General features: G+C 39.1%; 10 protein-coding genes and 1 tRNA gene. 8 read left to right on the plus strand and 3 right to left on the minus strand.

What is annotated here, in order from left to right:
* Positions 1-128: 128 nt before the first annotated feature.
* Positions 129-1,364, plus strand: coding sequence for an MFS transporter (locus M2265_RS18360; protein ID WP_132769434.1), 1,236 nt, complete (start codon positions 129-131; stop codon positions 1,362-1,364).
* Positions 1,365-1,404: 40 nt separating this feature from the next.
* Here M2265_RS18360 and M2265_RS18365 read toward each other — a convergent pair.
* A tRNA-Gly gene (locus M2265_RS18365) sits at positions 1,405-1,477 on the minus strand.
* Positions 1,478-1,541: 64 nt separating this feature from the next.
* Positions 1,542-3,080 (minus strand): NAD(P)/FAD-dependent oxidoreductase, encoded by a 1,539-nt coding sequence (locus tag M2265_RS18370; protein WP_021188859.1) that lies wholly within the window; start codon positions 3,078-3,080, stop codon positions 1,542-1,544.
* A gap of 176 nt (positions 3,081-3,256) precedes the next feature.
* On the opposite strand from M2265_RS18370, the gene M2265_RS18375 reads away from it, so the two are divergent.
* The 5 genes from M2265_RS18375 (at position 3,257) to M2265_RS18395 (ending at position 6,881) form a co-directional block, all read left to right on the plus strand.
* Entirely contained in the window at positions 3,257-3,835 is a 579-nt protein-coding gene (locus M2265_RS18375; RefSeq protein WP_021188860.1) for a LemA family protein, read from the plus strand.
* Positions 3,836-3,924: 89 nt separating this feature from the next.
* Positions 3,925-4,356 (plus strand): TPM domain-containing protein, encoded by a 432-nt coding sequence (locus M2265_RS18380; RefSeq protein ID WP_021188861.1) that lies wholly within the window; start codon positions 3,925-3,927, stop codon positions 4,354-4,356.
* A 69-nt stretch (positions 4,357-4,425) separates the two neighbouring features.
* A complete protein-coding gene (locus tag M2265_RS18385) occupies positions 4,426-5,190 on the plus strand; it encodes a TPM domain-containing protein (RefSeq protein WP_132770060.1) in 765 nt (254 codons plus the stop codon).
* A gap of 44 nt (positions 5,191-5,234) precedes the next feature.
* Positions 5,235-6,365 (plus strand): TlpA disulfide reductase family protein, encoded by a 1,131-nt coding sequence (locus M2265_RS18390; protein WP_132769432.1) that lies wholly within the window; start codon positions 5,235-5,237, stop codon positions 6,363-6,365.
* A gap of 72 nt (positions 6,366-6,437) precedes the next feature.
* Positions 6,438-6,881 (plus strand): hypothetical protein, encoded by a 444-nt coding sequence (locus M2265_RS18395; protein ID WP_132769430.1) that lies wholly within the window; start codon positions 6,438-6,440, stop codon positions 6,879-6,881.
* 69 nt (positions 6,882-6,950) lie between these two features.
* Here M2265_RS18395 and M2265_RS18400 read toward each other — a convergent pair whose 3' ends face one another.
* Positions 6,951-8,537 carry a glycoside hydrolase family 10 protein gene (locus M2265_RS18400; RefSeq protein WP_132769428.1) on the minus strand — a complete coding sequence of 529 codons (1,587 nt, stop codon included), beginning with the start codon at positions 8,535-8,537 and terminating at the stop codon, positions 6,951-6,953.
* Positions 8,538-8,689: 152 nt separating this feature from the next.
* On the opposite strand from M2265_RS18400, the gene M2265_RS18405 reads away from it, so the two are divergent.
* Both M2265_RS18405 and M2265_RS18410 read left to right on the plus strand, forming a co-directional pair.
* Entirely contained in the window at positions 8,690-10,117 is a 1,428-nt protein-coding gene (locus M2265_RS18405; protein ID WP_021191985.1) for an L-serine ammonia-lyase, read from the plus strand.
* 94 nt (positions 10,118-10,211) lie between these two features.
* On the plus strand, positions 10,212-11,015 hold the full coding sequence (locus M2265_RS18410) for an MBL fold metallo-hydrolase (RefSeq protein ID WP_132769426.1): 804 nt from the start codon (positions 10,212-10,214) through the stop codon (positions 11,013-11,015).
* Positions 11,016-11,232: the final 217 nt, after the last annotated feature.

Genomic DNA, 11,232 nt, shown 5'->3' on the forward strand with positions numbered 1-11,232 from the left:
GTTATGAAAGTCGCTTTATATACAACGTTTTATTTTATTCCTTGACGATTTTAGCTCAGTCAAGTAAATAGTTTTTTTAATAAATGATATTTCGCATCATTTAAGGTTGTATAATACTTTATTATTTTATGGAAAAGAAAAATTGGTTTCAAACCTATATGTATATTTGGATTGGACAATTTGTGTCACTGTTGACGAGCTCTGCTGTCAATTTTGCTGTGATTGTCTGGTTGAGTTTAACGCATAAGTCGGCCGAGGTATTGGCTTTGGCAGGTATTGCAGGCTTATTGCCACAGGCACTTATTGGACCCTTCGTAGGTGTTTTAATTGATCGCTGGGACCGGAAAAAGGTAATGATTTTTGCCGATGCATTTATTGCTTTATGTACCCTAATGATGACTTTTGTTTTGCAGGAGGCTGCAGTAGGGCTATCGCTGATCTATCTGTTGCTAACTTGTCGTTCCATAGGGGCAGCTTTTCATGCACCAGCGATGCAGGCAATAGCACCACTGATGGTTCCGGAAGATAAATTGCTACGTGTATCTGGAATAAATCAGATGCTTCAGTCCGTCAGTAGTATTGCCGGGCCTGCATTAGGAACGCTGGCGATTACTTATTTTTCAATCGCTCAAGTGCTTTATCTCGATGTTATCGGTGCGGCAGTTGCAATAGTATCGTTGTTCTTTGTCACCATTCCTCATTTAAAGGTTGAATCTAAATTATCCTTTGGACAGGCATGGGGTGATCTGAAACAAGGTATGCAGGCCATCTACCATAATCGTGGCTTGAGCCTATTGTTTTTATACGCGATGATCGCTACTTTTTGTGTTATGCCGATCGCTATTATGTTTCCACTTTTGACAATCGATCATTTTAATGGCGGAAAATGGGAGATGAGTGTGATTGAAATTATATGGGGAGTAGGCATGTTAGTAGGAGGAGGATTATTGGGAGCATTTAAAGTGAATTTTTCGAAAGTAATTATGATCAATACCATGCATATTGTACTGGGATTGACATTTGCTTTTTCAGGATGGTTCCCATCCACTTGGTTCATTCCTTTTGTAATCGTGACTGGAATAGGCGGTGTATCCATGTCGCTGTTCTCAGCCTCTTTTATGACGACCATACAAGAAGAAGTCGCACCCCAAATGTTAGGTCGCGTATTTTCGCTCTATTTTAGTCTTGCTATTCTGCCAAGTGTCATCGGATTACTTTTTACGGGTATGATAGCAGATGTAATTGGAGTAGCCAACGCTTTTGTGATCGCAGGATTATTGATGATGATTGTAGGCGTATTGTCCTTTTTTACACCAGCTGTCATGCGACTGGGAAAAAAAGTGCCCCATAACGAAGCAGTATAAAATAAAAAAGCTTCCAAATTTTGGAAGCTTTTTTATTTTGAGCGAAAGACGAGATTCGAACTCGCGACCCCAACCTTGGCAAGGTTGTGCTCTACCAACTGAGCTACTTTCGCGTTGGTCTTACAAAAATACGGCTTTATTTGAATTTTTGCAAGACCAATTTAATATTTTATCAATTTAATTGATCGCATTGGCACAGTTCATACCATCAATAGCAGCGGAAATAATACCCCCAGCATAACCAGCCCCTTCAGCACAAGGGTAAAGACCCTTAATTTCAGGATGTTGTAAAGATAACTTATCACGGGGAATACGGACGGGTGAAGAAGTGCGGGATTCTACAGCAACAAGGATAGCTTCATTGGTATAGTAACCTTTCATCTTTTTACCGAAGATAGGCAATGCACCGCGTAATGCTTCGTACACAAATTTTGGTAACACCTGAGTTAAATCTGCAGAAACCGTACCCGGTTTATAAGAGTTTTCCGGAAGATCTTTGGATATCCGCCCCTCAACAAAATCAATCATCCGTTGCGCAGGAGCCACCATTTTTCCACCACCAGCTTCAAAAGCACGTTTTTCGATTTCACGTTGAAAATCCAACAACGCAAATGGATTGCTGTCCGATCCCGGAACATCCTCCAGGTTGATCTGGATAACAGTACCAGAATTGGCGTGCGGATTATTCCGTTTCGATGGCGACCAGCCATTCACAACGATTTCATTGTCTGCGGTAGAACAAGGAGCAATAACCCCACCTGGACACATACAGAATGAAAAGACCCCACGGCCATTTACCTGTTCCACAAGACTATAATAAGCCGGTGGAAGATGCTCGCTTCGGACTTCACAATGATACTGTGCTTGATCAATAATCTCCTGCGGATGCTCAATTCGAACACCTAGAGCAAAAGCTTTAGCCTCAAGTAACCAGTTTTTAGCACGGAAGAGTTCGAAAATATCACGTGCCGAGTGTCCTGTAGCTACAATGACATGATTTGATTTCAATTGTTTTCCACTTGCAAGTGTGACACCTGTAACCTGATTATTTTCCGTATTGATATCAACTACACGTTGTTCAAAAATAACCTCGCCACCATGCGCGATAATCGTTTCTCGGATGTCCTGAATAATATGAGGTAACTTGTTCGTTCCGATATGAGGGCGCGCATTGACCAAAATATCTTCATTCGCACCATGGGCAACAAAAAGTTTAAGTACTTTCTCAACATCACCACGTTTATCCGAGCGGGTATATAGCTTTCCATCAGAATATGTACCGGCACCACCTTCACCAAAACAATAATTGGAGTCTTCATCAACAATACCTTCGCGGTTTAACTTCGCAAGGTCACGGCGGCGATCCTGCACAGCTTTACCACGTTCAACAATAATAGGTTTAAGCCCTTTTTCCAAACATTGTAGCGCTGCAAATAAACCTGCAGGGCCAGCACCGATAATTAACACTGGTTGTGCGTTATGGGCCAATTTAAAGTGGGTTTCAAAAACTTCATTAATAGGTTCTTCGTCGATAAAAAATATAATACGAGCTCTAAAAACGACATGTCGGCTACGGGCATCAATAGAACGCTTGCGAATTTTAAATCCTTTAATACGCTCACCATTTATTTTCAAGGCTTTAGAACCTTGAATTAGAATATAATTATCGTCCTCAATTCTTTCCGGAGCGATAGCCAGTTCAATTTCTTTCTGCATAAATTTCTTGCTGGGTTTTTATCCCAAAAACAGCCCAAAGTTAAGGATAACTGCTGTATTTTTTTAGTTATAAATACTTAACGCCTAAAATTATTCTTATATTCGTAGGAGTGGTATGAGCTTTGTAGTAAGCTTTCTATCAAAATTTAATTTGAAATATATTAATTCAACAAAAAATGAAAAGATTATTAGTCGCATTCTTTGGTTTAATGGTCGCATTATCTTTCAGTTCATGCGGATACAATACAATGGTATCGCAAGATGAAAATGTAAAAGGAAAATGGGCTCAAGTTGAAAATGCATATCAGAGACGTGCAGATTTAGTTCCGAATTTGGTAAATACCGTAAAAGGAGCAGCAAAGCACGAAGAAAGTACATTAACAGCTGTTGTTGAAGCACGTGCCAAGGCGACTTCTATCACGGTAGATCCTACCAATTTGAATGAAGAAACAATTGCACAATATCAAAAAGTACAGGACCAGTTTTCAGGTTCTTTAAGTAAGTTGATGGCTACAGTAGAAGCTTACCCAGATTTGAAAGCAAATCAAAACTTTTTAGAATTGCAAGCGCAATTAGAAGGTACTGAAAATAGAATTTCAACCGAACGTAGAGCTTACAATGAAGCGGTACAGCAGTTCAATACAACTGTGAGAAGTTTTCCTAACAATTTGATGGCTGGCATGTTTGGCTTTAAAGCAAAAGGAACTTTCACAGCACAAGAAGGTGCGGATAAAGCGCCAGCAGTATCTTTCTAAATACAGCGTATTAGTTTACTAGAAAAGATGAATGATGGCCGAAATTTGTGCACGCATTCATCTTTTTTTATTTAAAAAAGACTTTAGTAATGGGAACATTTTCATCAGAAGAGCAGGAAAAAGTAGTACATGCGATCAGTATTGCGGAAAATAAAACTTCCGGTGAGATCCGTGTGGTTGTTGAGAAACACTGTCCTGGAGAAGTTTTCGATCGTGCAACCCACTATTTTGAAAAGTTGGATATGCATAAGACCGCTTTAAGAAATGGAGTTTTAATCTACTTAGCACACGAAGACCATAAATTTTCCGTTATAGGAGATGCGGGAATTCATAAGAAAGTAGGGGACGATTTCTGGGAGAAAACGAAAGAAATTATGGTTCAGGAATTTCGGAATGCACAATATGTGAATGGTTTGATCCAAGGCATTGAGCATGCAGGCGAACAACTGGCGAAATTTTATCCACGAGAAGACGATGATATTAATGAATTACCGAATGATATTGTTTTTGGCGATAAATAAAAAATGGATAAACGAAAAGAAAATAGGTCATTGACCAAAATTAGATTGTCAGCCATACGTTTTGTTGTCATGACGGCAGTCGCAGTACTATTTAGTATTGCAGGTGTATTTGCACAGGACGATTTTCCGGCGACATCCAACAGATTGGTCAACGATTATACAAACACATTATCGCCCACTCAGGTACAGCAGTTAGAGCAAAAACTACTGGCTTTTGAAGACTCTACCTCCATACAGATTGCGGTAGTCTTGATGAATTCAACAGGATCTTATGATATCAGTGATTATGCCGTAAGACTAGCTCAAAAGTGGGGCGTAGGAAATAAAAAGTACAACACAGGTATTCTGTTGCTTGCCGCAATTGGCGATCGTGCTGTTACTATTCAGACAGGGTACGGTATAGAAGGCGCTGTTCCTGATGCGATCGCACATCGAATTATTGAAAACGAAATAAAGCCAGCTTTCCGGGCGCAGGATTATTTTTCAGGAGTTAATAAGGCAACTGATGCTCTGATTTCCTATACCAAAGGAGAGTATAAAGCAGATCCTAAGCAACCCCAAGGAAAAGGAGGCACTTCAAAGATGTTGATCGTGATTGTGATTGTGATCATTGTCATCGCAGTGATTTCTAGAAAAGGAGGAAACGGTGGAAATGGTGGTGGTAAAGTCATGAATGGTACAGGAACTTCCGATTTGTTTTGGTGGACACTCTTAAATACACTTGGACGAGGCGGTTCCGGAGGTGGCGGCTTTGGTGGCGGTGGAGATAGTGGTGGTTTCGGCGGTTTTGGTGGCGGTGGCTTCGGTGGTGGCGGTGCCAGCGGCAGATGGTAATCCAAACCGTGTAAATGAAGTAATAAATATCAAATTATATACAGATGAAAAAAGGAATATTATTGGGATTAGGACTTATCCCGACTTTAATTTTTGCACAAGAGAATTTTACCGTAACAGGTAAAATACAAGGAGCGACAGATAAAGCAAAAGTGTTTATGCAATATGCTGAAAACAATGCGCGCAAAATAGATTCAACAACAGTAACAGGTGGACAGTTTAAATTTAACGGTACAGTTGCTGGACCTGTTAAAGCGTACTTAATTCTTTCAGCAGACGGAACTAGCATCAAAGAAATACAAAATCCTGATTTGACACAAGTATACCTGTCAACTGGAGTGATCAAAGTAGAATCTACTGGTGAGATGAAAAATGCAGTTATTTCGGGTAATGCGATCAATAATGATTTTGCAAAATACCAAACTGCTGTTAAGCCTTTCTCAGAGGGGTTTCAGGCATTAAATAAGCGTTATTCAGAAGCTGCTGAAGAACAGCGTAATGACCAGACTTTTATTGCAGGTCTGCAAAAAGAAGCCGGAGAAATTAATGAGAAACAAGAATTGGTGGACGAGCAGTTTATTAAAAATAATAAATCAAGTTTCATTACATTGGATTTATTAGGAGATAAATTAGATGCTGAAAATGTCAATTCATTGATTATTCCAAGTTATCAAGCGTTATCAGCAGAATTAAAAAACAGTAAAAAAGGTAAAGAATTAGCAACAAGAATTGAAAAGTTAAAAGCAGTAGCAATCGGAGCAGTAGCGCCGGACTTTACATTGCCTGATACTGCAGGTAATCAGGTTTCTCTTTCTTCTTTAAGAGGTAAATATGTATTATTAGACTTCTGGGCAAGCTGGTGCGGACCATGTCGCCAAGAGAACCCTAATGTTGTAGCAGCATTTAATAAATTTAAAGACAAGAACTTTACTGTATTTGGAGTCTCTTTAGATAATCCAGGTAAAAAAGACGCCTGGTTGAAAGCGATTGCAGACGATCAATTAGGACAGTGGCCACAAGTGTCAGATTTGCAAGGATGGAAATCTGCTCCAGTAGGTTTATATGAAGTACGTGGTATTCCACAGAACTTTTTAATCGATCCGACAGGAAAGATTGTTGCCTCTAATTTACGAGGTGAAGCTTTAGAAGCTAAATTAGCAGAATTACTAAAGTAATAGCAGTGTAAGGATATCTTAAAAAGGGCTTTTCAATTCGTTGAAAAGCCCTTTTTATGTTTACTATTGTACATGCGTACTTTTTTAACCCTTATCGTAGCGACCGTGTTAATGGTCAGTTGCCAAAACAAACAAGAAGCGGGAGTGCCCGTTCTGAACCTTGCCTCATTAGCGGCAATCCCATTAGACAATCCCATTGATACTTTGGCGAAAGGCAAAGCCTTTATAGAGGTTAAATTGCCTCCTGGAGCTCGAATTGAAGAATTGTCGAAAGAAGATTTAGGACTATTAAAAGCCGCTGCTTATCGTTTTTTTGGACAAGTTAAATTGGTCGACAATCAATATATCGCAAATATCAAAGAAGGAAAAGAAATTGCGGTTTCGGATGCTGTGGTTGCAGCTTATTTGAAAGCAATAGCCAATACCAATGCATTTGCAGACTCCTTAAAAAATGAAGGACAAGAAATCCAATTGCCGGCTATAACAGATGAATACCGTAATGCTTTATTAAAATAATAAAAAAGCCGATTATATACTAATCGGCTTTCTTTTTGTCATATTTTGAAACCAGTACTGTATAACTTTTTATTGTTGCCGCGTTACTTCTTGATTTGTACTATATAGATGAGTTTTTTGGGTACTTCTTATGTTAGATGGTTCACTCTCATTTTTCATTCGGTCCAGTGCCGTCACCATATAATAGTACTGTTGATGTATTTCCAGGTCACTATCATCAAATTGAAGGTCATCCTCATTATAAGAAATATGGATGATATTCTTACTATTATTCAAATCAGGTTGATCCCCCTCTTTAAATCGGTAAACAATATAGCCATAAGCAGATTGACCATCAGATGCACGATCAGGTTTTTGCCAGACTAGGTGATTTAATTTTGTGTTTTCTGAAGACCTCAACTGTAACCCAAAAGGTGCATTAGGCGGGATACTGTCGATCCACGGCATCGTCGGAGGCAAAGCCGATGTTTTATATAGATTACGTTGCAAAGAATCCTGAAGACCGGCAAGATTGTCCGTTAAAGATTTTGAACTAAAGAAGATACTTCCCTGTACATTCTGTTGTTCTCGTAAAAAACGGATCTGACGCGGAATTTGGCTTCGGTCAGTCCATCCAGGTTTTTGCTCATTCACGCGATAAGCACCATGACCGATATAAAAGTGTCGGCCATAAGTATGATGTTGCCACCATTCAACCAGAATTTCATAAGCGGCAGCACGGTTTTGGAAAGGAAAATAAATCTGGGGATTGATGTAGTCTATCCAACCCTCTTTGATCCATTTCACGCCATCCGCAAATAAAGTCCGGTAACCACTTAAACCATGTGTATTAGAACCGTCACGGTTTGCATCCTTATTATCCCAGATACCAAAAGGACTGACACCGTATTTTACATAAGGTTTTTTAGCTTTGATCGCAACGCCCAGATCGTGAATAAGCACATCGACATTATTTCTGCGCCAATCCTCTATATTTGAAAAGTTGTTGCTGTATTGGCCAAACGTTAGGCGGTCCGGAATAGCAGTGTTGCGGCTGTCGGGGTAAGGATAAAAATAATCATCAAAATGAACACCATCAATATCATAATTACTGACGACATCCATGATGACATCGATGATATATTGACGTACCTCCGGTATTCCCGGATTAAATAATTTTTTTCCAGCGTAGGTAAAAAACCATTCAGGTTTCTTTTTCGTGATATGATCTTCTGAAAAATGATTCGGATTTAAAGTTGTGGAAGCACGGTAAGGATTGATCCAGGCATGCAGCTCCATCCCTCTTTTATGGCATTCAGCGATAATGAAATCCAAAGGATCATAAAAAGGTTCAGGAGCCTTTCCTTGTTTCCCGGTTAAATAACGGCTCCAGCCTTCTCTACCACGACCATAGAAAGCGTCTGCCGCCGGTCGGATTTGAAAAAGAATAGTATTCATACCCGATTTTTTGTGCTGGTCAAGTATTTGTATCAGCTCCTGCTTTTGTTTTTCAACATTGGTTCCAGTGGCGACTGTTGGCCAGTCAATATTACCTATAGTGGCAATCCAAACACCACGGACTTCTCTTTTGGGACCAGGTTGAGCGAATGAAAGTTGTGCTGTTGATGCTATTAAAAAAAATACTCCAAGTAAGTGCAGAACGTGTTTAATTCTCATTTGTTTAATGATAAGTTAACAAAGATAATTAAGCTTTATTGATAAAGTATTAAATCTTTGTAAGAACTTTGTGGTTGTTTTATATTCTGTAAATTGCAATGTTTTTGGACTGTCCTAAAAACATTATTTTTATAGCGCTTTATTAGTATAGCATGAGCAAAGAGCAAATTTCCGTTTTTGATATGTTTAAAATAGGTATTGGACCCTCCAGTTCACATACCTTAGGTCCCTGGCGTGCTGCACAGCAATTCACAAAGGTATTGCAGGATAAGGATGTACTTAATAACGTCGAATCTGTAAAGATATTATTATATGGATCTTTAGCTAAAACAGGTACAGGGCACGGAACTGATATTGCTGTGATGTTAGGTTTAAGCGGAGATGATCCTGTAACTTTTGATGTCAATCAAGTAACACCAAAAGTAGAACATATCAAATCTGTAAATCAGTTGCGTCTGGCTGGTACACATACCATTCCATTTACATACAAAGAAGACTTGCTTTTTTTATATAGTGAAAGCTTACCTTTTCACCCCAATGCAGTTACTTTTCAGGCATTTTTGAATAATGGAAAAGCTCTTAGTGAAACCTATTATTCAATTGGTGGTGGATTTGTTGTTCAGGAAAATGATGAGAGCAGTTCCTCAACAGAGGTCGATCTACCTTTTCCGGTAGATACCGCTCAAGATTTATTGCACTGGTGCCGTAAGACAGGTTTGAAAATCTCAGAACTCGTCTTAGAAAATGAACATGCTTGGCGTGAAGAAGAAGAGACGCGCGCCGGAGTATTAAATATCTATAAAACTATATACGAATGTATATATCGTGGTTGCCATACCGCGGGAACACTACCAGGAGGACTTAATGTAGAAAGAAGAGCCGCAAAACTGAATCAGCGATTGCTTAAAAACCGAAGCTATCACGATTATGAAAGCTGGATCGCAGCAATAAAAGCAGGAGGAGAGAATTTTCAATATATTTTGGATTGGGTAAGTTGTTTTGCTTTGGCCGTTAATGAAGAAAATGCTTCATTTGGAAGGGTCGTTACCGCACCAACAAATGGGGCTTCTGGTGTTATTCCTGCTGTATTGCAATATTTTATTACCTTCCATAATGGAGATTCAGAAGATAAAATTATTCAGTTTATTCTAACCGCTTCCGAAATCGGTTCCATATTTAAAAAAGGAGCAACTATTTCTGCCGCTATGGGCGGATGTCAGGCTGAGATTGGAGTATCATCAGCAATGGCAGCTGGAGCATTGACCGAATGTCTCGGCGGATCGCAAAGACAGGTGCTTATGGCCGCTGAAATCGCCATGGAACATCATTTGGGCCTAACATGTGATCCTATTGGAGGTTTAGTACAGATACCGTGTATTGAGCGGAATACCATGGGTGCAATAAAGGCTATTACAGCCGCGCAGTTGGCCCTGCAATCCAACCCGGATAAAGCCAAAGTCAGTCTCGATACAGTTGTCAAGACCATGTGGCAGACCGCGTTAGATATGAACGTTAAATATAAAGAAACGGCAGATGGCGGTTTGGCTGTACAGATTCCGTTAAGTTTACCGGAATGTTAATGTTAAAGAACCCGTTGTCATAAAAATATTTATGTTGCATGAATGAGGTCTGATCATGCAATATAAATGTCAATAAAGAATAAATGAAATACATATGAAGTATTGTGCTATTGCCTCGGGCAGTAATGGAAATTGTTATTATATCGCGAAAGGCGATACAGCTATTCTAGTAGATGCAGGTATTAATAATAAGCACATTCATCTCCGTATGTATAATCTAGGTATAATTCCAACTCAGATCAAGGCCGTATTTATTACCCATGAACATACGGATCATATTCGGGGTTTATCTGTTTTTGTCAAAAAGTATAATATACCGGTGTATATTACTCAAGGCAGTTACGATGGAACAAGATTGCATCTTCCCGGTCATTTGGTGCACATCATTACCCCAGATGCCGTCACTGAGATCGGAGAGATGAAGATTTATGGTATACCTAAATATCACGATGCAAAAGAACCTTGCAGTTTTTTGATTTCCGATGGAACGCATAATATTGGTGTGTTGACCGATATAGGCCGTCCGTGTTCAAATGTGCAGCATGTCATCAAACATGCAGATGTACTATTGCTAGAATCCAATTTCGATGAAGAGATGCTTAGAAACGGGCGATATTCCTATTTTCTAAAAAATAGAATTAGCAGCGGCTGGGGCCATCTTTCCAATGCAGTTGCGTTAGAGTTATTCAACAAATACCGAACATCTCGTCTCAAACACTTAATGCTAACGCACCTTTCAGGCGAAAATAACACCGTGGAACTTGTGCATGAAACATTTAGAGCTCATTGTGATGACATTCTTCTTTCCGTTGCCACACGCTATGAAGAAACAGAAATTTTTGATGTTTTAGACCTCCATAATATAGAAAGCAATCAGGTCATTAGTCAGCTCGGATAGGGAAAATCTTATCATTACATAATGTAACGATCTAAACCGCTAAAGTTATAAACTTTAACGGTTTTATTTTTTATGTTTAAATCCTTAACGAGCTAAAATTCAGGAACATTTATTTGGTAAAATAATTTCATAAAGTTTTCATGTTTAGTATTTGTGAAAAATGGAATTTTTAAGCACTAAAATTTAGTTGCATAGTGTATTAATATATTGTTTCATA

The sequence above is a fragment of the Sphingobacterium kitahiroshimense genome (genome assembly GCF_025961315.1).
Classification (GTDB): Bacteria; Bacteroidota; Bacteroidia; order Sphingobacteriales; family Sphingobacteriaceae; genus Sphingobacterium; species Sphingobacterium anhuiense.

Bases quoted from the DNA above. Each gene is read 5' to 3' on its own strand.
- M2265_RS18395 (WP_132769430.1), top strand. From the start codon at position 6,438: ATGCGTACTTTTTTAACCCTTATCGTAGCGACCGTGTTAATGGTCAGT.
- M2265_RS18390 (WP_132769432.1), top strand. From the start codon at position 5,235: ATGAAAAAAGGAATATTATTGGGATTAGGACTTATCCCGACTTTAATT.
- M2265_RS18370 (WP_021188859.1), bottom strand. From the start codon at position 3,080: ATGCAGAAAGAAATTGAACTGGCTATCGCTCCGGAAAGAATTGAGGAC.
- M2265_RS18400 (WP_132769428.1), bottom strand. From the start codon at position 8,537: ATGAGAATTAAACACGTTCTGCACTTACTTGGAGTATTTTTTTTAATA.
- M2265_RS18375 (WP_021188860.1), top strand. From the start codon at position 3,257: ATGAAAAGATTATTAGTCGCATTCTTTGGTTTAATGGTCGCATTATCT.
- M2265_RS18385 (WP_132770060.1), top strand. From the start codon at position 4,426: ATGACGGCAGTCGCAGTACTATTTAGTATTGCAGGTGTATTTGCACAG.
- M2265_RS18380 (WP_021188861.1), top strand. From the start codon at position 3,925: ATGGGAACATTTTCATCAGAAGAGCAGGAAAAAGTAGTACATGCGATC.
- M2265_RS18360 (WP_132769434.1), top strand. From the start codon at position 129: ATGGAAAAGAAAAATTGGTTTCAAACCTATATGTATATTTGGATTGGA.
- M2265_RS18410 (WP_132769426.1), top strand. From the start codon at position 10,212: ATGAAGTATTGTGCTATTGCCTCGGGCAGTAATGGAAATTGTTATTAT.
- M2265_RS18405 (WP_021191985.1), top strand. From the start codon at position 8,690: ATGAGCAAAGAGCAAATTTCCGTTTTTGATATGTTTAAAATAGGTATT.